We start from the raw sequence: 26,569 nt of genomic DNA on the forward strand, positions 1-26,569 counted from the left end.
GCTGCGGGCCGGGACCCGCTGACCACCGACGCACGGAACCGGATCGTGCTGCTGGGCACCAGCGGCGGACCGCCCTGGTGGAACGACTCCCACCGCGAAGGCGTCGCCTCCGCGGTCGTGGCCGGGGACAAGTACTACCTCGTCGACGCCGGCGACGGGGTGGGCAAACAGATCAAGAAAGCCAGGCTGGGCACCTGGGACAAGGACATGCGCGGCCCCCTGGACGCCCTCGAGGCCGTGTTCCTCACCCACCTGCACTCGGACCACATCTCCGATCTCTACAACATCTTCGGCACCGGCCTGCAGAACGGCGTGACCGTGCCCGACCGGGTGCTGCAGGTCTTCGGCCCGGGCAACCGCGGGGCCCTGCCGGTCAACTACAAGGGCGAGCAGATCCCCGCAGACCAGGTGGTCAATCCGGCCAACCCGACTCCGGGCACCCGGGAGACGATCGAGGCGATGATGAAGACCTTCGCCACGGACTTCAACGACCGGATCATCGACTCCGGCTACCCCCCGCCCCGGGAGTTCTTCGTCGGCCGGGACATCGCTCTGCCGACCGAGCTGACCGATGACCCCAATGGGGATCCGCACCCGCGGATGCGCCCGATCGAGGTCTACGAGGACGACCGGGTCAAGGTCACCGCGACCCTCGTCCAGCACGCCCCGGTGTTCCCGGCCTTCGCCTACCGCTTCGACACCGACACCGGCTCCGTGACCTTCTCCGGGGACACCAGCCCGAGTGAGAACCTGGTGGAGCTGGCGAGGGGCTCGGACGTCCTCGTGCACGAGGCGATCGCCGAGGAGTGGGTCGGCCAGCATCACCCCGCCCCACGCGACGCGAACTCCGAGGCCGAGTACCAGCACCTGATCGGAGCGCACACCACCATCGAGGACGTCGGAGGGGTGGCCGAACGCGCCGGGGTGAAGACCCTGGTGCTCAATCACCTCGTGCCCGGCAACTGGCCGGTCGAGAAGTGGGAGAAGGCCGGCGAGAACTTCTCCGGGGAACTGATCATCAGCGAGGACTTCGACGCCATCCCCATCGGCTGACCGAGGGAGCTCGAGCCCCTTAACCCACGGGCGGGAGCAATGGCTCAGACCCTGGCGCACCATGCGCCAGGGCCTGAGCCATTCTCCGTCGACCCATCATGGGAGACAGCAGGTGGAGCTTACTTTTTCACCGTGGCCGGGCGCCGGCGTCCCAGCACGGTGCGGGGGTTGAGCTTGTCGGTGTAGGCGGTGGAGCCGTAGCGGAACAGCTACACCGCCACCCGCAGCACCAGCACCCCGAACACGAACAGCTCGGTGATCACTGTGCCGGCGGTGAGCGGGTCGAGAGTGCCAAGTGCGTTGTGCAGCATCGCGGTGACCGGCACGGTGAGCGGGAAGTAGGCGAAGGCCGCCATGATCAGCGGCTGCGGATCGCTGACGATGAGGCTCATCCGGGCGTGAGCGGCGGGGCCCGGCAGTCAGTGGGCTTGTTGCGCCGTGGCCATCAGCGTCTCAGGTGTGGGGTAGCGCGAACGTAGGAAGCCCAGAGGCAGGCCGGTGCGCTGGGCGACGAGGTCGTAAGTGAGAGGGTGTCCCTGTCGGCTGAGGCCGAGCACAGCGGCCCCGATCAGGGTCTCGCGTTTCTGATTACGTTGTTCCTGCCTCTGCTTCACGTCCTCGGGGCTGTGCCGTTGCTTCTTGCGGACCGGATACCGGCGACCGCTCCTGGTTGGTTGCGTTGAAGCGGCTTCAGGGGTGGCGCGCGAATGAGTGTGGCCGTCGCCGGACGCCCAGGCTCGTGTGTCGATGACGTCCGTGTGCAGCTGCTCAGTAAGTTCCTTCGATCCGGGGTAGCGCCGCTGAGGTCGCAGACGCACGTGCAGTCTTACGAGGACCCTGCGCCCGTAGAGGTCGCCCGAGAAGTCGAGCAGGTGGGCCTCCAACAGGCGTGGGCCGTTCTTGCCGTAGTAGGTCGGTCGGTGCCCAACCGAGACTGCCGCGACATGCACGGGCCCGTTGACCGCGGGGTCGATCTGCACGGTTCCGGCCCACACGCCGTCACGCCACTGGTGGGCGGCTACTGCCACGTTGGCCGTAGGGAAACCCAGCAACCTGCCGCGCTGGTCCCCCGGGATCACGACCCCCTCGACCTGCAGAACAACGGCTCCGGGCTGGTCTGCCTTGGAAGGTACCTCGTGGGGAGTCTGGAGGATTTCCTGACCGGGAAACGCGCGGCCGGCAGTCGGCCTCTCTACAGGTCGCGTAGGTACGGCAGTTGGTGTTCGAACGGGAAAGTTCGTCATCCGTGGGCTCACTTCGTGGCGTTGTCTTGCTCCGGCGTGATGGGTCGATCGAGAGCTGGGCGCCCGTCGATTCCCCCTTCTTCAGGCAGTACGGAGCCCAGCGGCGGCGTACCGTGCGTAGTCCTTGCGGGCGCTGGTCCGCAGGGTATCGGTGGTTTCGGCGGCCGCATCCTGCATGGCGCGGACCCACTCCTGCACCGTGGCGCCGTCCACGCCGAGGGGTAGGTGGCAGAGGCGCAGCACCAGGCCCGAGTTGGTGGGCTCCTCGGTGTCCGGGGCGAACACCGGCACCACCACACTGGCCAGGTCGACTCCCGTGTCGGACTCGCTGATGGTGCCGCCGAAGAAGTGACCGGCGCCGGCGATGGTGGTGCGCACGGCGCGGTCCCGTGCCGGGGTCAGCTCACCTCCGGCGTACTCACTGAGGGCCTCCCCCAGCTGGGCGTAGCCGTCGGGATCGAGGTCCACGCGGGAGACGGCATATCCCTGGTCGCGCACGCGCCGGGTGACCTCGCGGTAGGCGCTGATCACCTGCTCGTCCTGTGGGTAGATCCGGGAGACCCAGCGATCCACCTGGTCAGGGCTCCATGCCACAGCCGCCTCGCCCAGCGGCGGGATGAGGGGGACGCGCACGCCGATGCGCTCATCGGCGTCACTGTCCCCGCCGTAGGATGCCGCGCCGATCGTCTGGTCCAGCGCGCTGACCTGCACCAGTGCGGCGGCTGAGCAGCCGAACCGCTGCGCGAGCCGGTCCAGTTGCGGACGGGCCGCCTCCGCGATCCTGACAGCAGAGATCAACGACTCGTCCACGTGGGCGGTGAGCCCCGTGGTGGAGAACCCTCCATAACCGCCCTGGAAGAAGAGGAGCGGGGTGACCGGGCGGTTCACCGCGACGTCATCCACCGCCACCAGAGTGATGTAGTGGTCACCGGCCTCGACCTCGTGATCAATCCGGCCGTGGATGTGCGCAACGGCGCCAGCGATCATCGGCGCCCCCGCAGGGGATCGGCTCCACTTCACCTTGTCGAACTTCTCCGGGTCCTTCGAGGCGAGCGTCCGGCAGGCCTGGAGCTGGTCGTGGGCGAAGACGCTGATGCACACACTGTCCGCCACCCGCAGCTTCGCGTAGGAGGACGAGGTCGTCATGGGCATAAAGGAAACCAACGGGGGTTCGAGCGAGACCGAGCTGAAGGTGCCGACGACCATGCCCACGGGTGCACCGTCGACCGTGGCGGTGACGACCACCACACCGGTCGGATAGTGGCCCATGACGTCGCGGAACGCCCGCGGATCGAAAGTGGTCGGGGTCTCGAGAGTGCTCTCACTCATGATGTCCTCCTCGTGGCTTGGCGTGACCGGCCCAATCGACCAGCAGTTTGTACTACTTGTACTAGAATATATTCGTGACCCAGATCACGCTACCCCTGAGTGAAAACTAGTTCGACTTGATGTTCACGAGGCCTACCTGCACAAAATCTTCTAAGGCCAATTATGCAGAATCCGTTGACAGTGTCATAAATCACACGCAGGATGGGGTCTCAGTCCTCAACCTGCACCCGTGAGATCTCGCGGGCGATCGGAGAAATCATGGAGAAGCCATCGTGAACCGGCTCAGGTCAACCAGTCCTCTGCTGCTCATGTTCCTGCTGTTCATCGGCGCGTTCTTCGGCTACCCGCTGCTGATGCTCGTCTACGGCGCCTTCCGCAGCGGCCAGCCGGGCACCAGCGGGGACTTCGGTCTTTCCGGGTTCACGAATGCCTACGGGGACCCGGCAACGTGGGAGACGCTGTGGGCCTCGGTGCTCTACGCCGTCGGCGTGCAGACCATCGGCATCGTGGGCGGATTCGTCTTCGCCTGGTTGTCGACCCGGACCAACACACCGGGCACCCGGGCCATCACCGTCACGATGATCACCATCTTCGCTATCCCGACGCTCTTCTTCGCGATCAGCTGGGGCATGCTCACGAGCCCGACCGGCCTGATCACTCAGGTGCTCGGCACGGGAGCGGAGGGTCAGCCGCGCCTCGACGCGTTCTCCTGGACCGGTCTGATCTTGGTGAGCGGCCTGAAGGGTATCGCGGTGATGTATCTGCTGCTCCTGGGCCCCGTTCGGGCGCTGAACCGCTCGATGGAGGAAGCAGCGCTGCTGTCCGGAGCGAACCGGCTGCGACTATTCCTGGACATCAACATCCCGATTCTGCTGCCCACCCTGTCCGGCCTGGCGATCCTCGGCTTCGTGAACTCCCTGGGTCAGCTCGATGTCGCCCTCATCCTGGGCGTGCCGGCAGGCATCTACGTCTTCCCGACGCAGATCTACGACTTCCTCGCCACCACCCCGATCCGATACGACTCCGCAAGTGCGCTGGCACTGCTGCTGATCGCCATCATCTACCTGCTCGTGCTGCTGCGGTCCAAGGCTCTCGGCAATCGGAACTTCATCACCGTGACCGGCAAGGCCTACCGCCTGGAGCGGGAGGACATCGGCGCCTGGAAATGGGCGGGCCTCGCGCTCTTCCTGCTGTACACGGCCGTAGCACTGGTGCTGCCCCTGATTCAGCTCATCATCGGATCGCTCCAGCCGGTCCTGGGCGTCTCCGGATTCACCGTCAGGCACTACCTCGATCTCTTCGACTCACCGGACGTGTTGAGGGCCCTGCAGAACACCTTCTTCGTCGGCGTCATCGGCGGGTTCTTCGCCACGGCCCTGGCCGTTCTCATCAGCTACATGGCGCTGCGGAGCAAGAACCGGCTGGCCAAGGTTCCCGAGCTCATCGTCTGGGCCGTCGTCGCGGTACCCGGGATCGTCCTGGCCCTGGCCATCACCTGGGCCTACCTGAGCGTGCCCGGCCTGCGCAACCTCTACGGGTCGGTCTGGATCGTCCTGATCGCTCTGATCATCGTGGTGACGCCGATCGCCCAACGCGCCACCAGCGGCCCGGTCGGCCAGCTCGGCGTCGAACTGGAGGAATCCGCAAGAGTCCACGGCGCCTCCGCCCCGCGCATGATGGGCACGATCGTCATCCCCCTGATTGGCCCCACGTTCCTGGCGTCGTGGTTCATCTCCGGCGTGATGGCCGCCGGCAGCCTGGACATCCCGATCCTGCTGTCCAGCACCCGGACGGAAACCGTGTCGCTGCTCGTCTACAACTACTACACCCAGCTCGGCAACGGGTCCCGGGCCGCCGCGCTACTGCTGGTCCTGCTGGTCCTACTGGCCCTCGGCGGGTCGCTCATGCTGGGCATCGGGCGGCTCCTGCGCAAGCGCGCCGAACGCAGGACCAAGTCCCGCGGGGCCCTGGTCGAAGCGGTCCGCCCCGCACCCGAACCGGCCGAGGCGGTCCCCGCCCCTGCCCCCACCCAGCCCACCGACGACACCCGCGCGGTCAGCGCGGCCACCACCCGATAGGAAGACCCCATGGCAAGAGTGAGCATCGAGTCCTTAGAGAAGCGGTACTCCCCCAGGGCAGCACCCGCCGTGCCGTCACTGGACCTGGAGATCGAGGAGGGCGAGTTCCTGACGCTCCTGGGCCCGTCCGGATGCGGCAAGACCACCACCCTGCGCTGCATCGCCGGATTGGAACGCCCCACCGGCGGGCGGCTATCCATCGGCGACGAAGTGGTCGACGCCCCCGCCGAGCGCCGGCACGTCCCGCCGGAGAAGCGGGACATCGGGATGGTCTTCCAGAGCTACGCGCTGTGGCCCCACATGTCCGTGGCCGCCAACGTCGGCTACCCGCTCCGGATGCGCAAGGTCAGCGTGCCGGAACGGGCGCAGAGGGTCCGCGAGGTCTTGGAGATGGTGGGGCTGGACGAGTACGCCAGCCGCATGGCCACGGATTTATCCGGCGGCCAGCAGCAGCGCGTGGCACTGGCCCGCGCGCTGGTCGCCAGCCCTCGGCTGATGCTGTTCGACGAGCCGCTGTCCAACCTGGACGCCCGGCTCCGTCAGGACATGCGCGCCGAGCTGCGGGACATGCACCGTCGGGTGGGGACCACCTCCGTCTATGTCACCCACGATCAGGAGGAGGCCGTCTCTCTGTCCTCGCGCATCGTGCTCCTTAACAAGGGCCGGATCGAGCAGGTCGGCACACCCCGGGAGATCTACTGGCACCCCGTCTCACACTTCGTCGCCGACTTCGTCGGCTACGACAACTTCTTGAAGGCGACGGTCGTCACCTCCGACGGACACGGGGTGGCCGTCCGCCTGGACGGCACCGATCTGCGCTTCGACTGCCCCGCCCGCGCCGGGCTGGCAGAGGGGGATCAGGTCGAGGTCGCGATGCGCTCGGCCTCCGTCATCATGGGCGCACCCGCCGAGACGACGCCCAACCGGTTCACCGGCACGGTCATGGACATCATCTACCTCGGCGACGAGTACATCTATGCCCTCGAAATGGGTCCGCAGCGCTTCACTGTGTCCCTCCGCACCGCCGAGGTCGCCAGCATCTGGCCCGACGGTGCACCGTCCCGCGGCGAGGCGGTCACCGCGGCCATCCCGCCCGAGTCACTGGCCTGCCTGCCCCTCTGAGCCCTCCACTCGCATCATCCTCACGAAAGGTCCACACATGAAAGCACGCAACCTGCTCACGACACTGGGACTTGCCTCAGCACTGGCGCTGACCGGCTGCGGTGGTGACACTGCAGCCTCCGAAGGCTTGGGCGAACGAGACGGCGTCGACACCGAAACCGGCTTGGGCGGCGCGGACGCCCAGGCGGAGTTCAAGCAGATGTACGCGGCAGCGGTCGAGGACGGTCAGACCACGGTCAACGTCTACACCCCACTGACAGCCACCTGGCCCGCCGTCTTCGAGGCGTTCCAGGAACGCTTCCCGGACATCCGCGTCGAGCCCCTGCAGATCGTCGGTGCTGAGCTGGACACCAAGGTGTCGCAGGAGCAGGCCTCCGGGCAGCGCATCGCCGACGCCGTCATCACCGGCGACACCGGCGCCGTTGCCCTCGCAGAGCGGGACTACTTCACTGAGTTCCGTCCGTTCAACACGGAAGAGCTCACCGGCGACCCGCAGTTCTCCCTCGAGGAGGGAACCCTCACCGCGGTCTCCGCCTCGCCGCGCGGACTCGTCTACGACACCCGTCAAGACCCGGGTGTCGTGCCGGAGAGCTGGGAGGACCTGCTCGACCCCGCCCTAAAGGGCAAGATCACCATGACCGATCCCGCCACCGACGGAGGCGGGATGCAGTGGGCCGACCTGGTGCTCAACGAGGACTCCCTCGGGAAGGACTACCTGGAGAAGCTGGCCGACCAGGACGTGGTCATCGCATCCAACACCGCTGAGTGCCACAACGCCGTGGTCCAGGGACGCGCCTACGTCTGTCTCATGGGCGCCATGGGCAACTATCAGACCCTCTCCGGCGACGGCGCCCCCGTGGAAATCACCTATCCCGTCGACGGCGGCAACTGGGCGACCTACTGGTACGCCGGGGTCATCGACGGCGCCGAGAACGCCGACGCGGCCCAGCTGCTCACCACCTGGCTGAACACGCCGGAGGCCAACGAGATCAAGGCCCAGGCGGGTCACGGACCGGTGACCAACGCCGAGGACGTGGAACTCGAGTTCGAGAACCCGGCCGATGTGCCCCAGCTCCCGCGGCCGGACCTGGCGGACGTCACGAACCGGCAGAAGTCCAGCCAGCCGATCATCGCCGGCATCTTCGGCTGACACACCCGGCGGTGAGGGCCTCCGGCATTACGGTGGCCCTCACCGCCGAGCCGTGACATCGAAGCGTCCGGGGCACCACAGCCCCCTCACGGACCAGCAGCCGCACCCGGAGGCGCGCAGAAGCGATCAGAGACCACCGAAGGAGCAACCTTGGCACAGGACACAGACTGGGGCATGCGCGTCGTCACCCTCGGCACTGCCGGAGGTCCGTTGCTGCGCCCGGATCAGGGTTCGCCCCACCGGAGCGGCATCGCCACGGCCGTCGTCGTCGACTCCGCCGTCTACCTGGTGGACTGCGGACACGGCGTGGGCCTGCGCATGGTGGAGGCCGGGTTGCGCTTCACCGACCTGGCGGGGATCTTCATCACCCACCACCACTCGGATCACACGATCGACCTCAACTCCGTCATGGTCCTCGGCGGCCTCGCCTTCCGCGGCCATGCGGACCGGACCGTCCCGGTGCTGGGTCCGGGGCGGCGCGGTGTGCTGCCGCCGGTGAGCGACCCCGCGGAGGAGGAGCCCGACCCGGTCTTCCCGGACGCCCCGACGCCGGGGACCGCGGACCTGGTCGAGCTGTTGCTACGCGCCCACGCCACCGATCTGAACGACCGTCGACGGGACTCCCGCGCCCCGGACCTGTCCCGCGTCTTCCGTGGTGAAGACATCGCCGTCCCACCCCATCTGGGCTTTCATCCCGACGACGCAAACCATCCCGCCATGGACCCGGTGGAGGTCTTCGCCGACGAGCACGTGAGGGTGAGCGCCACCCTGGTCCAGCACCAGCCGGTCGCACCGGCCTTCGCCTTCCGTTTCGACTCGGCCTACGGCTCCGTCACCGTCTCCGGGGACACCGCCCCCAGCGAGAACCTAGTCCGGCTGGCGACAGGCTGCGACCTCCTCCTTCACGAGGCCATCGATCTGGACGCGGTAGTCGGCAGCTATCGGGATCCCTCGCAGAAGGACCTGTCCGCCAGCATGGCGCACCACCGGCGGGCGCACTCCACACCGGAAGACGCCGGGCGCATTGCCACCGCGGCACAGGTGCACACCCTGGCGTTGCACCACCTGGTGCCCGCCCATGCACCGACCGAGACCTGGCAGCGGGCGTCCACCACGTTCTCCGGGGAGCTGCTGGTGCCCGCGGACGGAGAGTCCATCGCGCTCCGGGCCTGAGCACAGCATCCTCCCCGTCACCGTCAGCCTGCCCATTGCCCACTGGCCGCTGTCCGGAAGAGGCGCCTCGGACGCATCCGGCCTAGACCACCGGCGAGCTCGAGAGCGCGGTACCCGCCTCGGCCACAAGAATACATTCTCTATTGACCTTTGCATCATCACTGTTTACTGTCTTATCACATGTGATGTGTATTACCACTTATCACGCGGCCCGGGGATGCCCCGAAGGACGCACCCCCGGCCCCGCTGTGCGGGCCGTCGACGGCAAGGAGGCAGAGTGGAGAACCGAATCGACTCAGAGCGCACGGTCATCGTGGTGGGGGCCGGCCCGGTCGGCCTGACCGCCGCCCTGCTGCTGGCGGACGCCGGTGTGCGCACCACGGTCGTGGAGAAATCCACGGCCCCCGGTGACCTTCCGCGGGCCATCAGCCTGCAGGACGAGTCGTTCCGGGTTCTCGAGCAGATCGGGATCGCCGACGAGCTCAAGGCGGAGTCCCTGCTGGACACGGGGAGCCGGTACTTCGGCCTGAACGAGTGCCTGCTGGCCGAGGCTCGGCCGGTTGCGTCCCGACTCGGCCACCCAGCCAAAACCCAGTTCGACCAGCCGATCCTCGAGCAGCTGCTCTTCGATCGGGCCATGACCCATCCGGGTCTGGAGGTCCTGCTCGGCACCGAAGCCACGGAGATCTCCCAGGACGCCGAAGGAGTCACCCTCACGGTGAGCACCCCCGACGGGCCGCGCACGTTGACCTCCAGCTGGCTGATCGGCGCCGACGGCGGGCGCAGCTTCACCCGCGCCGCCGTGGGGATCGACCTCGTCGGTTCGACCCAGCCCCAACGGTGGATCGTGATCGATCTGCTCAATGAGCCCACAGGGCGGGATCCGTATGCCGAGTTCCACTGCGACGGCCGGCGCCCGTACGTGCTGGTCCCCGGCGTCAAGGGACGCCTCCGGCTGGAGCTCATGCTCTTCGACCACGAGGACGAGCACGAGCTGACGGCACCGGCGCAAATCCGGGAACTGATGCGACCGTTCCGCCCGGAGTTGGACCCCGCCGACATCCGACGCGCCGCCGTGTACGTGGCCCATCAGCGGATCGCCCGGTCCTACCGGTCCGGCCGGGTCTTCCTGGCCGGGGACGCGGCACACCTGATGCCACCCTTCGCCGGGCAGGGACTCAACGCGGGCATCCGTGACGCTTCGAACATCGCCTGGAAGCTCGTCGAGGCCGTTCGGGGCGGGGCCACGGACCGGTTCCTGGACACGTACGAGACCGAGCGCCGGGTTCACGGCGCGAAGATGATGATGCTCTCGCGCCGGATCGGCGCTGTGGTCATGGCCACCAATCCGCTCAGCACCCGGCTGCGCGACGCCACCCTCCAGCTGCTGCGCAAGGTCCCCCCGGTGCACGCCTACCTGGCCGGCATGCGCTTCGTCACTCCTCCGGACTACTCCGACGGAGTCACCGTGCCGACCGGCGGAACCACCGCCGAGCTCCCCGGAGTTACCTCAGGACGGTCCCTGAGCCAGCCCACGGTCACCGACCCGACCGGCCGGTCCGCTGGCCTCGATGTGCACCTCGGCCGCGGCTGGTCGGTGCTCGGCCTCGGCGCCGATCCCGACGGCCTGGACCCGTACTTCACCCGCATCGGGGCCACCCTGGTGCGCCTGGACGGGCCGGGTACCGACGAGACCGCACAGCGTGGGGACGGAGCCGGTGTCCTCCGCCTCCGCGAGGACCGCGAGCTCCTGACCGCCGGCCTTCCCGGGGAACCGGTCTTCGTGGTGGTCCGCCCGGACCGGTACGTGGCCGCCGTCTTCACCTCCGCCGAGCAGTCGCAGGTGGTGGACGGTCTGCGTGCCCACGTCGATGACCGCGTCCGCGCCGCCCGCCAACCGACCGCCTGACCGGACCCACCGGGCCCAAGCACATCCCAGGAGAACTGATGACCGCCCTGAGCACCCCGCTGGCCGCCCAGCCGACACACGGCGACCTGTACTGGAATGACGACTACCCCCAGATCACCGAGGACGACGACACACTGCGCCAGATGATCGCCGGCGCCGAGGCGCCGGTGCTGCTGGCCGCCCTGGCGACCACCCTGCGGGACACCTCCCTGCTGAAGCCGGAGCTCTCGCCTCCGCTGCCGCCCATGGGGACGGCACTGCAGCCACACGGAGGCCTGACGGCCGAGCAGGTGGCTCAAGCGCGGGAGCTGGCCTTCGAGGGACTGCGGCGGCTGCGGGACGAGGGCGTCGCCCCGCTGGAACCGCTCACCCCCGCGCAGACCGACACCATTCTGAACTGGTTCACCGGCTCCCGCACGCAGCGGGACCCCGGCTGGATGGGTCAGATGAAGCACGAGTTCGCCCTAGCCCCGGACCGCAACGGCTCACCGGACTGGCGGTACGAGGACTACCGGGCGGATCCGGGAACGGATTCCTTTGAGACCCTGATCGTGGGCGCCGGCATCTCCGGCATCGCGGCCGCCTACCGCCTCCAGGAGGCCGGCCTGCCCTACACCTGGATCGAGGCCTCCCACCGTGTGGGCGGGACCTGGTGGAAGAACCACTACCCCGGCGTGCGCCTGGACACCCCCACCTACGGCTACAGCTTCTCCTTTGCCCAGCGAGTGGACTGGCCGCATCAGTTCGCCCAGGGACATGAGGTTCTCGACTACCTGGAGACAGTGGCGCAGAAGGCCGGATTCGCCGAGCAGATCGAACTGCACACCTCGCTCGTGCGCGCGGTCTGGGACGAGGAGTCGGCCACCTGGCAGGCCACCACCCGCACCCGTGACAGCGCGGAACAGACCCGCCGCTACAACGCCCTCATCACCGGGGTGGGCCAGCTCGACCATCCGCACATCCCGGAGTGGCCGGGACAAGACACCTTCCACGGGGCGCAGATGCACTCCCAGGAGTGGGACCACAGCGTGGACCTCAAGGGCAAGCGGGTCGCGGTGATCGGCACGGGAGCCAGCGCCTACCAGATCGTGCCGGCCATCGTCGACGACGTGGACCGGCTGTACCTGTTCCAGCGCAGCGCCCCGTGGATGCTGCCGGCCCCCACCTACCACGACCCGATGTCCGAGACGGCGGACTGGCTCCACGCCAAAGTCCCCTGCTACGGGCAGATGTTCCGCCTGTGGGTGACCGCCGGCGGCATCGAGGGCCGGCTCCACATCGCCACCGCCGAGGAGGACTGGGACGGCGCTCCGCGGAGCGTCTCCCGCGCCAACGAGGAGTTCCGCCAGCAGATCATCCGGCGCATGGAGGAGCAGTACGAGGGCCGTCCCGACCTGCTGGAGAAAGCTGTCCCCCACTACCCGCCGTCGGCCAAGCGCATGCTGCGGGACAACGGGGTCTGGGCCGCGGCCCTGAAGTCCCCCGGGACCGAGGTGATCTCCGAGGGTCTGGAGTCCTTCACCCCGCAGGGCCTGGTTACCGGAGACGGGCGGGAGCTGGACGTCGACGTGGTGATCTACGCCACCGGCTTCCGTCCCTCCGACTACCTCGACCCGATCACGATCATCGGCCGCGAGGGTCTGGAGATCCACGACTACTGGGGCGGGGACGCCAAGGGCTTCGCCGGCATCACCGTGCCGAACTTCCCGAACTTGTTCATGCTGCTGGGGCCCAACACCGGCGGCGTGGTCGCCGGCGGCCTGCACTTCATGATCGAACGGGCCGCCGAGTACACGGTGGAAGCCATCCACCAGCTGCTCGAGCGCAAGGCCCGGGCCCTGGACCTGAAGCAGGAGGCCCTTGACCGGCACATCGAATGGGTGGATGCCGAGAACTCCCGGATGGCCTGGGGCCAGCCCTATGTGCGGACCTGGTACAAGAACCGCTTCAACCGCGTCTCCCAGGTGTGGCCCTTCCCCACCACGGAGTACTGGCGGATCACCCAGGGCATCGTGGCGGACGACTACGAGTTCCTGCCGTGACCGGTCGGGACACTGCTCCAGGTTCCGGCACGGGTACCGGCATCGACTGCGTCGTCCGGTACGCCCGGACGGCCGAGCCCGGCGGCCGGTTCGTCGAAGCGGTGGCGGTCCACCCCTCGGACGGCCTCCTCCCGGAGCCCGCCCGGGCCTTCCCGCAGGCACCGGGGTCGTTGAACGCACTGATCGGCGGCGCCAACAGCGAGATCGAGCAGAACGAGGACGCCTTCCAGCTGCGCATCCAGGCGCCCGACGGCGCCCATGACCTGCCGGTGGTGGTGTTCGTCCCCGGCGGGGGCTTCCTCTCCGGCACAGCCCATACCCGCTGGTTCACCTCCCCGGCCCTCGTGCAGGGCGGCCCGGTGGTGCTGGTCACCGTGAACTACCGGATTGGTGTCCTGGGGCACCTGGGACCGCAGGGTGATGCCCACGAATCGCAGAGGCCGATCCGGGACCTGCTGCAGGCCCTGCGCTGGGTCAAGGACCGGATCGTCTCCTTCGGCGGGGACCCGGAGAACATCACCCTCGCCGGGGACTCCGCCGGCGCCTGGTACGGCTTCGCCCTTGCCGCGGACCCTATGGCGGCCGGCCTTTTCCGCCGGCTGGCGCTCATCAGCCTCCCGTGGGAGCCGCCGCTGACCGCGGCCGCCCTCCGCAGCCGCAGTGATCTGGTCAGCACCGCGCTGGCCGAGTCCGGAGGTCTCACCGGAGCACCGGTCGAGGCGGTCCTGGGCGCGCAGGCAGATCTGGTACGCGCCTACGCCGGCCGCGGGATGGCCCTGATGCCGGCGGCCGGTGGCCCGATCACCGCGGATCTGCACGACTACGGCCGCTCGGCTTCCCGCCTGCACGTGGAGTCCCTGCTGCTGCTGTCCACCTCCGAGGAGGCCGCAGCCTTCTTGCGGCCGGCACCGGACAGTGCGTTCCCCCCGCATGCCCTCGACGCCTTTCTGGAGTCGAAGTTCGAGGATCCGGTGGCGACCACGGCGTGGATCGGTTCCAAGAGGCCTGGCGCCACCGGCAAGGAACGCATGGTGGAGATGATGACCCTCCACCAGTTCCGCCTGGCCCACCTGGAGTTGGCCCGGGCGGCCGCTCGGGCCGGACTCGACGTGCATTTGGCCGGGTTCTCCGTGCAGAGCCTTCTGTCGGGTGCCGGAAGCCCGCACTGCATGCCGCTGCCTTTCCTTTTCGGGGATCGCCGGGCGTGGGCGGACGCCCCGATGCTCGATGGCGTCGGCCCCGGGACCTTCACGGCCACCGCTGCGTCGCTACAGGAGTGGTTCCTCGGGTTCGCCCGGGACGGCCGCCCGCGCGCCGCAGGGGCCGAGCTGGCCGCATTCGACCCAGAGACCCCCCGGCGCCTGGAGTTCAACGGCCGCAGCGCCGCGCTCGAGGTCCCCAGCGAATTGCACCTGGCGGCCCGGCGCTGAGCCTGCGCCCGGTCACCGGGCCGCCGGTGCGAACCGTTCCACCAGTCCACGCAGGTGCTCCAGCTGAGGCAGCCGGGTCACCAGATCCCACGCCTGCTCGGCGCGGTCGGCGTCGATCCGCTGAGAGAACTCGACGTTGAGGCGGTACTTCTCCAGGATCTGCGCCTCGGACAGGGGCGCGTGGTGGACATCGCCCCGGGGAGAGTCGACGCGCTGACGACAGACGTTGCCGTCGGACAGGTGCACCTCCACCTCGGCCGTGAGCACCTCGGTGTCATCCAGGGTGCCCTGCACCTCGATGCGATCCAGAAGTCGCCGGATCCGGGGATCAGCCATGGTCTGCGGTCCCAGGTGCTCCGGGCGCACTGTGCCGAAGGCCAGTGCGGCGGCCGCGGTGTAGTGGATGCTGAAGGCTGCGGAGACCTCCGGGCAGTCACCCGGCGAGAACGGCCGGCCCACGAAGCCAGCCGCGGTGCGCGGAGTGACGTGCACGATCACGCGGTCGATCCGCTCGGCGTTGACGCCGTGGTCCTCCACGAGACGGACACAGGCGTCCAGGGACGGGTGCGCCGCCCGGCAGCACGACCACGGCTTGATGACGGCGTCGGCGTAGAACTCCTCGCCCAGCCGCTCGACCATCACCGCCGGGTCCGGGTCCGCGCAGTAGGTCTGGAGGAACCCGAACCGGCCGCTCAGCGGGTCGTGCGGCCCGGTGACGCCCGCTGCTGCCATTTCCGCAGCGGTGATTGCATTTCGAGCGGCGAAGGCCATGGGCAGCTTGAAGGCACTGGCCTGGTCGAAGATGCCAGCCACGGTGCCGGCCAGCTGGTTGAGCACGATCCCGACCGCGTGCCGAGTGCGGGTCTCGTCCAGCCCCATCAGCAGACAGGCGACGATGGTCGCCCCCACGCCGTTGACGGTCCCGGTGTTGTCCTGGCCGGAGTAGACGTCGAAGCCCGAGCCGAACGTCAGCCGGGCCGTGACGTCTTCCCCCGCCAGGAGCGCGGTGAGGAACTCCCGACCGGTGGCCCCCTGCTGCTCGGCCACGGCCAGGGCGACGGGGACGGTGGTGCCGGTGATGTGCGCGGCCACTTGCCGCCGGCCCGGTCCCTCCGCCCCGACGGGTTCGAAGTCGAAGGAGCGCATCAGGGCCGCGTTGAGCATCGCGGCGTGGTGGGCCGGGATGCGGCGCCCGTCGCCCAGGACCGTCGCGTCCGGGCGGCCGCCCCACCCGACGACAGTCTCCACCAGCTCCTGCATCCCTTGGGCCCGGTGGCCCGCGGCGGTGTTCCCCAGGGCGTCGACCATGCGGTGACGGGCCCGTTCCAGCACCGCCTCGCCGAAGTCCTCGAACCGGACACGGTGGGCATGGTGGATCAGCCGGTCCGTGAGGGTCGGCTCCGCCGTGGCGGTGGCAGTCCTGTCATCGTGCACGTCAGGCTCCGTCCTGCGATGAACGGTGTCCGCTACCCACGGTCTCCCGGGGGGCGTTGCGGGTGGCGATGCGCTTGGTGACCTTGAAGCGGGCACGCTCCACGTGCGTGCTCTGCATCCCCTCGGCCCCCTCGGGGACGACCCGGATGCAGATCAGGCCGGCCGCCAGGATCGCGACCCAGAAGAAGCCCACCAGGGGCAGCCCGCCGGCGATCATCAGCCCGGTCACGATCATCGGGGTGAAGCCGGCGCCCAGCGTGGAGGCGACCTGGTAGGACAAGGAGGCGCCGGTGTAGCGGACGCGGGGCGGGAACAGTTCGGAGATGAACGCGCCGATCGGTCCGGCCAGGATCCCCTGGACCAGGCCGTTGCCCACGAGGATCGCCACGACGAACAGCCACGGGTCGCCGCTGGTGAGCATCACCAGGATCGGCCAGGCCAGCACGACCCCGGAGACCGAGCCGACGGTCAGCACGGTGCGCCGGCCAATGCGGTCGCTCATCCGGGCGGCCATGAAGGAGACGGCCACGGTGACCACCGCGGCGGCGCCCTTCCAGTTGAGCACCCACTCCCGGTCGATGCCGCCGTTGACGGCCTGGGCCACGCCCCAGGAGGTGAGGATGCCCTGGCAGGTGTAGAACCCGAGGCAGGCGATCAGGGTCAGGACCACGGTCTTGGAGTGCCGTGTGATGATCTCGGCCAGCGGGGTCCTCCTGACCTCCTCGACCTGCTCCGCCTCGGCGGCCAGTTGCTGGAAGACCGGGGACTCGGCCACTTTGAGGCGAATCACCATGCCGATGACGATCAGCGCGGCGCTCAGCAGGAACGGCACGCGCCAGCCCCACTCGAGGAAGGCGTCGCCGGTCAGCGCCGAGGTGCCCGAGACCACCAGCGTGGCCAGCAGACCGCCGATCGGACCGCCCGCGTTGGCGAACGCCGCGGCGAAACCGCGGCGGGAGGCCGGGGCGTGCTCCAGTGCCATCAGGGTGGCCCCGCCCCACTCGCCGCCCACGGAGATCCCCTGCACCATGCGCAGCAGCACCAGCACGACGGGCGACATCCAGCCCAGCACGTCCGGTGTGGGCAGCAGGCCGATGGCGATGGTCGCGATGCCCATCATCATCATCGACACCACGAGCATCTTCTTGCGGCCCACCCGGTCACCGAAGTGGCCGAAGACCACGCCGCCCAGCGGCCGGGCCACATAGCCGGCGGCCAGGGTGCCGAAGGAGGCGAACAGCGCCAGTGCCGGGTCGAGGTCGGAGAAGAAGACCTTGTCGAAGACGATAGCGGCCGCCGTCGCGTACAGGATGAAGTCGTAGTACTCGATGATCGAGCCCAGCATGCTGGACCCGAGGACGCGACGCAGGTCCTTGGTGTTCAGGGTGTCGTTCGGGGTCGACGGGTGACCGCCGACCGCAGGAGTCGGGTTCTGCTGATCCATGATGTTCCATCTTCCGGGTGGCACGGGCACCGGGGGTCTGCACGCCGCAGCCGTTGGACCAGATGGCCCGGCGGGGGCGATGACGGCTGAGTTAGGGGGTGGTCCACACCGTGGGGAACACCCTGATGTCAGGAAGAGTCAGGCCGAGGTGAGTCGACGCACCACCGGGGGGATGCCGAAGTCGCGGAAGTCCAGGGGACGGTAGGCGCTCCACATGTTCCACCAGTTGTCCTCGGCGCCCCACACGACCGGCTCGCGGTTGTCGTCGTAGATCTGTTCCAGGTCGGTGTAGAGCTCCACGACGGCTCCGGACTGCTCAACATAATAGGCGGCGATGTTGTGACCTGCGCCATGACGCACGGGGCCCCAGATGAGGTCTCGGCCGACCTTGTGCAACCGGTCGCCCAGCTTGGCCAGGTCCGCCACAGACTGGGTTTGCCACGCGTGGTGGTGGAAGGTGCCTTTGCCTGGAAGCAGCGCGATCCCGTGGTGATCCGGATTGCACCGCATGAAGTAGGCGTAGTCGTCACCGATGACGTCCGAGAGCCGGAAGTCCAGGACGCGGTGCAAGAACTCCATCATCGAACGCGTGTCACGCGGGTGGAAGTTGATGTGACCGTACCGGTCCGGACCGAAGCTCTTCTGCTCGGCCACGTCGGTCTGCCGCCCGATGGTGATATCGAAGACGTAGTCCTCCGGCCCGACGAAACTGAAGCCGTCCTCCACCCCGTTCACCCGGGGCCGCTCGGACAGAAGCTCGAGGTTCTCGTCCTCGACGCGGCGCCGGATGGTCCTCAGCGCGTCGCCGTTCCGGGCGATGAGCCCGAGGGAGTCCACGCCGTTGACGTTGGACTCGCGGTAGATGAGCTCATGATGCACCTCCCCGGCGGCCAGGTACACGGCGTCACCGGTCTGTTCGGTGACCCTCAATCCGAGCAGTTGGGTCGCGTCCCAGATGGAGGCGTCGAGATCCGTCGTCTGGATCCCCACGTGCCCCATCTCGCTGATCAATCCCCAGGACATGTCTGCTTCCTCGTTCCTCTCGCGGCTGGTGGGCTCAGTGGGTAGCGCCGACGGACTGCGGCGCCATGGCATCGGCCGCCGGAATGCCTGCGTCCTCGAACAGCTCCCGGAAGGCACCGGTCTCGCCCTTGCCCTGCGCCTTGCGGTGGTCCAGTGCCCGGGCCCGGCCCACCGAGCCGAGGTAGAACCGCTCGTACAGCTCGTTGCGCGAACCCAGGGCCGAGCCGGCAAAGTCCCAGGCGGTGCGGAAGATCCGGGCGCGCTCCCGGGCCGAGACGCCCTGGGCCCCGGGCAGGTACTTCTCCACCAGCGGACCCAGCCGCGGATGGTCGAAGGCCGCCGCCGTGGGCGTGGCCAGCAGGTTGTGCGAGCCCATGGTCTTGATGATGTCGTTCACCCGCGCCATCCACAGAGGCATCATGGTGCGCAACGAGGAGATGTCGTCGTGGCAGAACCAGGCTCCACCGCCCCAGTCGGAGGACTTGATCTCGGCGGAGTGCACCACGGCCCGGGCGATGCGCAGGTACGAGTAGATCTCGCCGAGCATCGCGGCGGTGTCCGGCTTGGCGTCGGTACCGGTGGCCTTGGCCATCTGCACGCACAGGTCGTAGGCGAACTCCAGCTTCACGCAGGCCCGGATGGCGGTCTGCTGCTGGGTGTTGCCGGTGGCCGTCCCACCGTTGATCCGGTTGTACACATCGAGGTTGCCGTCGATGAAGACCCGGTGCCACGGCACCAGGACGTCCTCGAAGATGACCACCGCGTCCTGCTCGTCGAAACGGGCCGAGAACGGCCTGTCCACGACGTCCATGTCCACGACATACGGATCACGGCACACGGAAACCACCCCGGGTGTGTTCACCGGGATGGCGAAGGAGATGGCGTACTCCTCCTGCCCCGGACGGATCGGAGTGGCCGGGTAGACGTAGAGCTCGTCAGCAATCGGTCCCAGGGTCGCGAGCATCTTCGCACCGCGGACGACGACACCCTCGGCGGTCCGGTCCACCACCCGCAGGGTCAGGTCCTCGTTGACCCCCTCGAACTCGCCGACCGATTTGTCGATCGCCGCGTGGACGATGGTGTGGGTGAGCGCCAGGTCCCCGTCGATGACCTCACGCTGGTAGGCCGCCAGGCGGTCGTGGAAGACCGTGTCGCCGTACTGCTCGAAGATGTCCCGCCGCGAGACATGCCCGGCGAGCACCACGTTCACGTAGTCCGGAGTGCGTCCCAGCATGCCCACGGAGTAGCGGGCCAGCCGATCGAACGCCACGTGACGGCGCTGGATGTCCTTTTTGCTGCGCGGCAGCAGGTGCGACACGTTCATCTGGCCGCCGTGCGGAGCCGCCATCAGCGCCTCATCAGCATGGAGGTGCTGGTAGTCGAAGTAGCTGGCCATCCCCTCGATAGAACGGGCCATCGCGGGGTGGGTGGTGATGTCGATTTGCTCGTCCCCCAGCCACACCTCGCGACCATCGTCCAAGCCGGCCTTGTACTGGGCTCCAGTCCTCGCGGTCATCTTGTCTCCCGTCCATCCAAGCAGTGCATTTTGTATATGAAAATATTTTCTCTAGCGCTGAGTCTACGATGCTGTTGTGACCTAGGCAATACCTGACGCTCCCGTCTCCTCACAGACTCACGGAAAATACAAAATAATGCGTATAGGCACTTACTCGGTTCTTGCTGGTTGTTTGCACAATCGGTCCCATAGACTGGTTGCCATGGCCAAGCGGACCGATGCAGAAACTCTTTCCAAGCACATCCGAGACGAACTGCGCATCAACATGCTCAGCGGCCGGTGGGCACCGGGCGACCGGTTACAGCTCAATCAGCTCTCGGAGCAGTTCGAGACCTCCTCCACCGTGGTTCGGGAGGCGCTCACCCGATTGGCCGGTGAACGTCTGGTTGTCCTGCGCCCCAATCGCGGGTTCTTCGTGCCCACGCTCTCGATGGACGAGCTGCGGGACATCACCGAGCTGCGGTGCGTCAACGAGCAGTTCGGGGTCGCCTTGGCCATCGAGCGCGGCGACCTGGCCTGGGAGGGCGAGCTGATGGCCGCGCACCACCGGATGGAACGGACGCCCAGACGCGACGAGGACAACCGTCTGACAGCCGAGTGGGCCGTCGCGCACCAGGCGTTCCACGCCCAGTTGCTGGCGGCCTGCGGGATCCCGACCCTCATCGACCTGACGAGCACGATCTCGGATCTGACCCAGCTGTACAACCAGTGGGCCACCAGCGCGACGAATTGGACCGGCCGGGACCTGTCCGCAGAGCACCAGGCCATCCTGGACGCCGCGCTGGCCCGTGATGCCAAGACCGCCGCGGATTTGCTGGCCGACCACTATCGGCGCACATTGGAGTCCATCACCACGCTGGGTGTGGAAGTGGGCCTCCCAGCGGTGCCGGCCTGAGCCGAGCGCACCGCCGAGAGGCCCACCGATCCCGGGGCAACCTGCGTCAGCCGGAGATCTCGCGGTATCGCGCCGGCCACACGCCCTGCTTACCCGGGGCGAGGATGCCGGCCGGGTCTACGGCGTCCTTGAGACGCTCCTGGAACCGCCGCGCGGCGTGGTCGTTGAAGTCGAAGCCGTCCGCGATCCGGTCCATGTAGTCCAGGTGGCTGCGGTACGGCGCATACCCGCGGCGCCGTGCGACATCCAGCAGACGGACGTACAGCTCTCGCGCACGGCCGAGCATCTCTTCGTTGCCGTTCTCGAAGTAGATCATGGTCACGTGCACCATGTGGCGCGGATAGAGGTGGTAGCCGATGTACAGGTCGAAGCCGTACTGGGTGTACAGCTTTTTGACCTCCTGGTAGAAGTCCCAGACCTCCTCGCCGCGGGCGGGGAGGATCGGGGCGGCATCGATGTGCCCACCGTTCTCGGCCACGTAGTTGATTGTGCTCAGGGGCTTGAGCGTGGGGACGCCAGCCATCTGGGTGCGGTCCGCGTCGGCGATGTCCCCGTAGGCCACGCGCGCCCCTTCGGCTCCTTCGTAGAGCCGGGCGTTGACCGTGAAGCCGTCCAGATCCGCGAATCGTTCGCGGATGATCTCCAGGCGGCGCTCGGCCAGGCCCTTGTCCCCGTAGATCCCGAACTTGGCGTTCCACTGGCCGATGCCCAGCTCCTGGCGGATCTCCTCGAGGCGCTCGGATGGGATGGCCCCCTCTCCCTGGTACCAGCGGGACCGCGGGCCGTTCATGGTCACCGCGCGCACGACGTTCCCGCAGAGCGCGTTGTTCTGGATGACGTCCTCGCGTCGCAGCTGGGTGAGGATGTCGATGAGCTTCGGCAGGTCCTCCTCCCGCTCGACGGTGACGTCACCGTTGACGTAGACCTCAGGCCACGGCATCAGCCACAGCCCGATCTGCGTCACCACGCCCAGGTTCGACTGCGTGAACAAACCGTCGAGCGTCGGGCCGAAGCCGCCCTGGAAGATCGGGCCCAGGTCGCTCCCCTCCATGGCGCCCATCCCGGTCCGCAGCAGGTCGCCGTCCGGCAGGACCACCTCCATGCCGCAGATCTGTTTGGCGTGGTCCCCCAGTGGAGTCATGCCGTAGCCGCGGTCCAGCGCGTTGCCCATGACGGAGCCCCAACCCAGGGCCGGCACGGAGAGCCAGACCTTCAGACCGCGTTCCTGGACGTACTCGAACAGATCGAAGAACGTCACGCCCGGCTCGACGACCGCGTAGCACAACCGATCGTCCACCTCAAGGATGCGGTTCATCCGGCCCAGGTCGAGGGCGACCATGCCTTGTTCCCGCGGTTCCGGCCCGCCGTACCCGAGGTTCCTCCCGCGCGAGAACGTCCACAGCGGAGTGCCGGTCTCGTTGGCGAGCTCGACGAGGGCCTGCACCTCGGCGGTGTCGGCAGGGCGCACTCCGGGCCAGGGCGATCGGCCTGGCTGCAGCGGATAAGGATCCAGGTATCCTTCACCACCCTCCGGACGGATCACGTTCTCGGCCCCGACGATGGTCTCGGCTCGCCGCAGGAAGTCCTCGCGGGCGTCCTCGACGTCGAGGCCGCGGGCCACGGACAGTTCAGTCATCTCCATACCTCTTTCAACTTCTGGAACGGACCGGGAACCCGCTGGAGGTGCGCTCCAGCGGTCGGCCCGGGGGTGCGGCACGGCATCGGCCCGGTTGGGCCCTCGGGTGTCAGGCCGGGACCAGCGAGGTGGAGACCTCGGGCAGGCCCAGGTTCTCTCGGAACGTTGCACCCTCGTACTCGGCACGGAAGTGTCCGCGGTTCTGCAGCTCGGGGACGAGCTTGTCGCAGATCAGTTGGAAGCCGCCCGGGTTGAAGGGCGAGTTCAGGTTGAAGCCGTCGCAGGCCTTGGACTCGAACCAGTCGACCATCCGGTCGGCGATCTGGGCCGGAGTGCCCGCCATCCACTGGTGGCCGGTGGAACGCGCGAGGTCGACGATCAGTTCGCGCAGCGTCATCCCCATCTCCACGGACTTCATCCGGTAGATCTTGTAGCGGCTGCCGTAGGTGTCGTCGTCGCGGAACCACTCCGCCGGGATCCGCTCGTCGTAGTCGAGCTCGGACAGGTCCATGTGCAGGTCCGCCCCGACCTGCGCCCGGCCGTTCTCCAGGTGCACGTGCCGACCCAGCTCGTCGGCGAGCTCGCGGGCCTCCGCCTCGGTATCGCCGATGATCGGCAGGATGCCCGGGATGATCTTGACGTGGTGCGGGTTGCGCCCCTTGGCCTTGGCCATCTGCTTGAACTTGGCGTAGAACTCGATCGAGGGTTCCTTGTTGGGCTGCGCAGTGTAGATCATGTCACCGATCGAGGAGCCCAGGTCCATGCCGGGCCCTGAGGACCCGGCTTGCGCGAGCACTGGGTGCCGTTGCGGGCTGGTGGGCATGTTCAGCGGGCCCTGCACCCGGAAGAACTCGCCCTCGTGGTCGATCGGGTGCAGGCGGGACCGGTCCAGGTACTCCCCGGAGTCGCGGTCCACGATCACGGCGCCGTCGTCCCAGGAGTCCCAGAGGCGGCGCACGACGTCGACGAACTCGGTCGCCCGGCGGTACCGGGTCGCCGGATCCGGAGCCTCCTCGATCCCGTAGTTCTGGAAGCCGTCGGAGGACGTCACGATGTTCCAGCCGGCCCGTCCGCCCGACATGTGGTCCAGGCCGCAGAGCTGCCGCGCGACGTTGTAGGGCTCCATGAAGGAGGTGGACAGCGTCCCCACCAGGCCGATGTGCTTCGTGCGTGCGGCCAGCGCCGACAGCACCGACACCGGCTCGTAGAAGCCATTCATCTTGATGTCGCCCCGCAGCAGCGTGTTCGCGTGGGCCACGTCCCCGAAGAAGATGGCGTCCAGTTTTGCCGCCTCGGCCATCTGGGTGAGCTCGAGGACGAAGTCGAGGTTGCCCAGCTCTTCCGCCCTGCTGCCGTCCATCCGCCAGCTGTCCTTGTGGTAGCCCGCAGGAAGCATGAAGGTTGTCAGGATCATGTGCTGAGCCGGCTTGGAAGTGCTCATCAGTGTTCGTCCTTTCAATTGACTCCGGTTCCTCCCGGGGTCGTGCGGGAATGGGGTGACGGAGGGGCCGCTGAGACGACCGTCACAGCAACCAGCATGGCTCACTACGAGGCATTTTTCCAGTTTTGTCGCAATTTGTCCCTTAGAATATTTTTTCATTGCGGATTGCATGATCGTTGGCTAGCGTGGAAACCGATGCACTGAGGTGCCTCCACCGCAACTGGTGGATCCGGTACGGCGCCATGGCATGAGTCGATGGGAGAACTTTGTGAACTACGTCAGCTACACCACCACGGACGGCACGGTCACCTGGGGAGTGGCGGAGCACGGCACCGTCCGCGACCTCGGCCCCAGTGGGAAGGGGCTCGCCACCTCGCTCCACGAGGCCGTGGCCAGCGGCGTGTTCGGTCGTCTCACCTCCGACGATCTGTCCGGCGCACCCACGCACGCCGAAGAGGACATCTCTTACCTGCCGTGCCTGACCGCGCCGGGAAAGATCATCTGCATCGGCGTCAACTACCGCACCCACCAGGAGGAGTCCGGCAAGACCGGGCAGACGGCTCCGACCGTCTTCACCCGCTTTCCCGACACCCAGATGGGCCACCTGGCACCGGCGATCAAGCCCATCTCCACCGGGAAGTTCGACTACGAGGGCGAGATGGCGCTCGTGATTGGCAAGGAGGCCTGGCACGTGAGCCCGGAGGACGCCTTCGAGCACGTGGCCGGCTACGCCAACTACAACGACTTTTCGGTCCGCGACTGGCAGAAGGCGGCCAGCCAGTGGATCCCCGGGAAGAATTTCCCGGACACCGGCGGGTTCGGGCCCTACCTGGTCCCTGCCGAAGATCTGGGTGACGTCCGCGAGCTGACGTTGGAGACCCGCGTCAACGGCGAGGTCCGTCAGCACGCCTCCGTGGCCGACCTCTACTTCGACATCCCCACCCTGATCAATTACGTCACAGGATTCACCCGCCTCCACCCCGGTGATGTCATCGTCACCGGCACCCCCGGCGGCGTGGGTCTGTTCTGGGGCGAGGGCGGACTGCTGAATGCCGGCGACGTGGTCGAGGTCGAGGTCACCGGGTTGGGCGTCCTGCGGAACACGGTAGAGGATGAGACCCCCACCGCACAGACCCCGCAGGGCGCCGATTCCCTCTCGCACGCCCGATAAGCCAGTTGTGCAATGACAGGCAGCAGCCGGGATGGTGACCCCTCCTGCGGGACTGCCCCTCGTATGGTAGCGTCCCGCGGTTTGGTGTAGTTGTCCGAGCTTGAAGCGTTGCTCCGGTGACGTGAAGAGCCATCGTGCGAAGGTCAGTGAGTACGACCAAGTAACTCACGAGAGGACACTACGCACGATGGCCTTCAACCAGTCTGCCCTGCTTGACCTGCTGGGGGAACTCCAGCTAACCGACGTCTCGGACCGGATCCGCACCGCTACCGAGCGGCTCTACCAAGAACTCGTCGAGGCCGAGGCCACCGCGGTCATCGGCGCCGAACCGTTCCAGCGCAGCGATACCCGCTCTGCCCAGCGCAACGGCTCACGGCCCAAGACAATCACCACCACCGCCGGTGACCTGGCGCTGCGGATCCCGAAGCTACGACAGGGCTCGTTCTTCCCCTCCCTACTCGAGCGCCGCCGGCGGGTGGACCGAGCGCTGTTCGCCGTGGTCATGGAGGCCTACCTGCACGGGGTGTCGACGCGCAAGGTCGACGATCTGGTCAAGGCGCTCGGGGCTGAGACCGGCATCTCGAAGTCCGAGGTCTCACGCATCTGCAGCGAGCTCGACGCTGACATCGCGGTGTTCCGCGACCGGGCCCTGGACGCCACCGGCTACCCGTACGTGTTCCTGGACGCGACCTACTGCAAGGCCAGGGTCGGCGGGCGGGTTCTCTCCCAGGCGCTGGTGCTGGCCATCGGGGTGGCCGCCGACGGGCGGCGGGAGGTACTGGGCTTCGAGGTCGGTGACAGCGAGAACGAGGGGTTCTGGACGATGTTCCTCCGATCGCTGAAGACCCGAGGACTGGGCGGGGTGGCCCTGGTGATCTCCGATGCCCACGCCGGACTCAAGCGCGCCATCGGCACCGTCTTCCAGGGCGCGTGCTGGCAACGGTGCCGGGTGCACTTCATGCGCAACCTGCTGGCCGTGGTGCCCAAGGGCCAGCAGGAGATGGTGGCCTCCTTGGTGCGCACCGTTTTCGCCCAGCCCGACTCCGCCCACGTGGCCACCCAGTTCGCCGAGGTCACCCGGATGCTGGTCCGCTCCCATCCGCCGGCCGCAGCGCTGCTGGAAGACGCCCGCGAGGACGTACTGGCCTTCACTGCCTTCCCCGTCGCCCACTGGCGCAAGGTCTGGTCCACCAACCCGATCGAGCGGGTGAACAAGGAGATCAAGCGCCGTACCGACGTGGCCGGGATCTTCCCCAATTCCGCTGCCCTGTTGCGCCTGGCCGGGGCCGTGCTGATCGAGCAGCACGACGAATGGGAGGCCGGTGACCGGCGCTATCTCTCGCAGGCCTCCATGGCCGAGCTGACCATGATGACCGAGCAGATCCAGGAGGTGGGTGCCCCAGTCATCGACGCCGCTTAGACTACGACCAGCTGACCCGCACGGTGTCGAGAAACTCCACCAATCAGCGGGACGCTACC

At 67.8% G+C, this 26,569-nt stretch carries 20 protein-coding genes; 11 read left to right on the top strand and 9 right to left on the bottom strand.

The window, feature by feature from the left end; translation table 11 throughout:
• Positions 1–1,053, top strand: a 1,053-nt coding sequence (locus tag ACH9D2_RS11465) for an MBL fold metallo-hydrolase (protein WP_396362953.1), incomplete at its 5' end; no start/stop codon positions are given.
• 209 nt (positions 1,054–1,262) lie between these two features.
• Here ACH9D2_RS11465 and ACH9D2_RS11470 read toward each other — a convergent pair.
• The 3 genes from ACH9D2_RS11470 to ACH9D2_RS11480 form a co-directional block, all read right to left on the bottom strand.
• Complete coding sequence (locus tag ACH9D2_RS11470) at positions 1,263–1,445, bottom strand: hypothetical protein (protein WP_396362954.1); 183 nt, start codon at positions 1,443–1,445, stop codon at positions 1,263–1,265.
• 27 nt (positions 1,446–1,472) lie between these two features.
• A complete protein-coding gene (locus ACH9D2_RS11475) occupies positions 1,473–2,297 on the bottom strand; it encodes a riboflavin kinase (RefSeq protein WP_396362955.1) in 825 nt (274 codons plus the stop codon).
• Between the two features lie 81 nt (positions 2,298–2,378).
• Positions 2,379–3,626, bottom strand: coding sequence for a flavin reductase (locus ACH9D2_RS11480; RefSeq protein WP_396362956.1), 1,248 nt, complete (start codon positions 3,624–3,626; stop codon positions 2,379–2,381).
• A gap of 272 nt (positions 3,627–3,898) precedes the next feature.
• Here ACH9D2_RS11480 and ACH9D2_RS11485 point away from each other — a divergent pair, with 272 nt between their 5' ends.
• The 7 genes from ACH9D2_RS11485 to ACH9D2_RS11515 all read left to right on the top strand — a co-directional run bounded on the left by ACH9D2_RS11485 (position 3,899) and on the right by ACH9D2_RS11515 (position 14,530).
• Positions 3,899–5,704 (top strand): ABC transporter permease subunit, encoded by a 1,806-nt coding sequence (locus tag ACH9D2_RS11485; protein WP_396362957.1) that lies wholly within the window; start codon positions 3,899–3,901, stop codon positions 5,702–5,704.
• A 9-nt stretch (positions 5,705–5,713) separates the two neighbouring features.
• A complete protein-coding gene (locus ACH9D2_RS11490) occupies positions 5,714–6,826 on the top strand; it encodes an ATP-binding cassette domain-containing protein (protein ID WP_396362958.1) in 1,113 nt (370 codons plus the stop codon).
• A gap of 127 nt (positions 6,827–6,953) precedes the next feature.
• The gene (locus ACH9D2_RS11495; RefSeq protein ID WP_396362959.1) at positions 6,954–7,976 is read left to right on the top strand and encodes an extracellular solute-binding protein; all 1,023 of its coding nucleotides are present in this window, start codon (positions 6,954–6,956) and stop codon (positions 7,974–7,976) included.
• A 150-nt stretch (positions 7,977–8,126) separates the two neighbouring features.
• Positions 8,127–9,149, top strand: a complete 1,023-nt coding sequence (locus ACH9D2_RS11500; RefSeq protein ID WP_396362960.1) for an MBL fold metallo-hydrolase — start codon at positions 8,127–8,129, stop codon at positions 9,147–9,149.
• Between the two features lie 277 nt (positions 9,150–9,426).
• Complete coding sequence (locus ACH9D2_RS11505; RefSeq protein WP_396362961.1) at positions 9,427–11,058, top strand: FAD-dependent monooxygenase; 1,632 nt, start codon at positions 9,427–9,429, stop codon at positions 11,056–11,058.
• Positions 11,059–11,096: 38 nt separating this feature from the next.
• On the top strand, positions 11,097–13,100 hold the full coding sequence (locus ACH9D2_RS11510) for an NAD(P)-binding domain-containing protein (RefSeq protein WP_396362962.1): 2,004 nt from the start codon (positions 11,097–11,099) through the stop codon (positions 13,098–13,100).
• Positions 13,097–14,530: a carboxylesterase family protein gene (locus ACH9D2_RS11515; protein WP_396362963.1), complete on the top strand. Its 1,434-nt coding sequence runs from the start codon at positions 13,097–13,099 to the stop codon at positions 14,528–14,530. The genes ACH9D2_RS11510 and ACH9D2_RS11515 overlap by 4 nt, the downstream gene beginning before the upstream one ends.
• A 12-nt stretch (positions 14,531–14,542) precedes the next feature.
• On the opposite strand, the gene ACH9D2_RS11520 is transcribed toward ACH9D2_RS11515, so the two are convergent.
• From ACH9D2_RS11520 to ACH9D2_RS11535, 4 genes are all read right to left on the bottom strand, one after another.
• Positions 14,543–15,964 (bottom strand): MmgE/PrpD family protein, encoded by a 1,422-nt coding sequence (locus ACH9D2_RS11520; RefSeq protein ID WP_396362964.1) that lies wholly within the window; start codon positions 15,962–15,964, stop codon positions 14,543–14,545.
• A 1-nt stretch (position 15,965) separates the two neighbouring features.
• Complete coding sequence (locus tag ACH9D2_RS11525) at positions 15,966–17,408, bottom strand: MFS transporter (protein ID WP_396362965.1); 1,443 nt, start codon at positions 17,406–17,408, stop codon at positions 15,966–15,968.
• A 138-nt stretch (positions 17,409–17,546) separates the two neighbouring features.
• On the bottom strand, positions 17,547–18,431 hold the full coding sequence (locus tag ACH9D2_RS11530; protein ID WP_396362966.1) for a VOC family protein: 885 nt from the start codon (positions 18,429–18,431) through the stop codon (positions 17,547–17,549).
• A 34-nt stretch (positions 18,432–18,465) separates the two neighbouring features.
• A complete protein-coding gene (locus tag ACH9D2_RS11535) occupies positions 18,466–19,947 on the bottom strand; it encodes a 4-hydroxyphenylacetate 3-hydroxylase N-terminal domain-containing protein (RefSeq protein ID WP_396362967.1) in 1,482 nt (493 codons plus the stop codon).
• 202 nt (positions 19,948–20,149) lie between these two features.
• On the opposite strand from ACH9D2_RS11535, the gene ACH9D2_RS11540 reads away from it, so the two are divergent.
• Positions 20,150–20,842: a GntR family transcriptional regulator gene (locus ACH9D2_RS11540; protein WP_396362968.1), complete on the top strand. Its 693-nt coding sequence runs from the start codon at positions 20,150–20,152 to the stop codon at positions 20,840–20,842.
• A 46-nt stretch (positions 20,843–20,888) separates the two neighbouring features.
• Here the strand turns inward: ACH9D2_RS11540 and ACH9D2_RS11545 are convergent, their stop codons facing one another.
• Both ACH9D2_RS11545 and ACH9D2_RS11550 read right to left on the bottom strand, forming a co-directional pair.
• Positions 20,889–22,478, bottom strand: a complete 1,590-nt coding sequence (locus ACH9D2_RS11545; protein ID WP_396362969.1) for an FAD-binding protein — start codon at positions 22,476–22,478, stop codon at positions 20,889–20,891.
• 109 nt (positions 22,479–22,587) lie between these two features.
• Positions 22,588–23,919 carry an NtaA/DmoA family FMN-dependent monooxygenase gene (locus tag ACH9D2_RS11550; RefSeq protein WP_396362970.1) on the bottom strand — a complete coding sequence of 444 codons (1,332 nt, stop codon included), beginning with the start codon at positions 23,917–23,919 and terminating at the stop codon, positions 22,588–22,590.
• 268 nt (positions 23,920–24,187) lie between these two features.
• Between ACH9D2_RS11550 and ACH9D2_RS11555 the strand changes: the two genes are divergently transcribed.
• On the top strand, positions 24,188–25,090 hold the full coding sequence (locus ACH9D2_RS11555; protein WP_396362971.1) for a fumarylacetoacetate hydrolase family protein: 903 nt from the start codon (positions 24,188–24,190) through the stop codon (positions 25,088–25,090).
• A gap of 187 nt (positions 25,091–25,277) precedes the next feature.
• The gene (locus ACH9D2_RS11560) at positions 25,278–26,510 is read left to right on the top strand and encodes an IS256 family transposase (RefSeq protein WP_396362105.1); all 1,233 of its coding nucleotides are present in this window, start codon (positions 25,278–25,280) and stop codon (positions 26,508–26,510) included.
• Positions 26,511–26,569: the final 59 nt, after the last annotated feature.

The sequence above is a fragment of the Kocuria rhizosphaericola genome, from assembly GCF_044462205.1.
Classification (GTDB): Bacteria; Actinomycetota; Actinomycetes; order Actinomycetales; family Micrococcaceae; genus Kocuria; species Kocuria rhizosphaericola.

Bases quoted from the DNA above. Each gene is read 5' to 3' on its own strand.
- ACH9D2_RS11470 (WP_396362954.1), bottom strand. From the start codon at position 1,445: ATGAGCCTCATCGTCAGCGATCCGCAGCCGCTGATCATGGCGGCCTTC.
- ACH9D2_RS11475 (WP_396362955.1), bottom strand. From the start codon at position 2,297: ATGACGAACTTTCCCGTTCGAACACCAACTGCCGTACCTACGCGACCT.
- ACH9D2_RS11480 (WP_396362956.1), bottom strand. From the start codon at position 3,626: ATGAGTGAGAGCACTCTCGAGACCCCGACCACTTTCGATCCGCGGGCG.
- ACH9D2_RS11490 (WP_396362958.1), top strand. From the start codon at position 5,714: ATGGCAAGAGTGAGCATCGAGTCCTTAGAGAAGCGGTACTCCCCCAGG.
- ACH9D2_RS11510 (WP_396362962.1), top strand. From the start codon at position 11,097: ATGACCGCCCTGAGCACCCCGCTGGCCGCCCAGCCGACACACGGCGAC.
- ACH9D2_RS11525 (WP_396362965.1), bottom strand. From the start codon at position 17,408: ATGGATCAGCAGAACCCGACTCCTGCGGTCGGCGGTCACCCGTCGACC.
- ACH9D2_RS11530 (WP_396362966.1), bottom strand. From the start codon at position 18,431: ATGTCCTGGGGATTGATCAGCGAGATGGGGCACGTGGGGATCCAGACG.
- ACH9D2_RS11535 (WP_396362967.1), bottom strand. From the start codon at position 19,947: ATGACCGCGAGGACTGGAGCCCAGTACAAGGCCGGCTTGGACGATGGT.
- ACH9D2_RS11540 (WP_396362968.1), top strand. From the start codon at position 20,150: ATGGCCAAGCGGACCGATGCAGAAACTCTTTCCAAGCACATCCGAGAC.
- ACH9D2_RS11545 (WP_396362969.1), bottom strand. From the start codon at position 22,478: ATGACTGAACTGTCCGTGGCCCGCGGCCTCGACGTCGAGGACGCCCGC.
- ACH9D2_RS11550 (WP_396362970.1), bottom strand. From the start codon at position 23,919: ATGAGCACTTCCAAGCCGGCTCAGCACATGATCCTGACAACCTTCATG.
- ACH9D2_RS11560 (WP_396362105.1), top strand. From the start codon at position 25,278: ATGGCCTTCAACCAGTCTGCCCTGCTTGACCTGCTGGGGGAACTCCAG.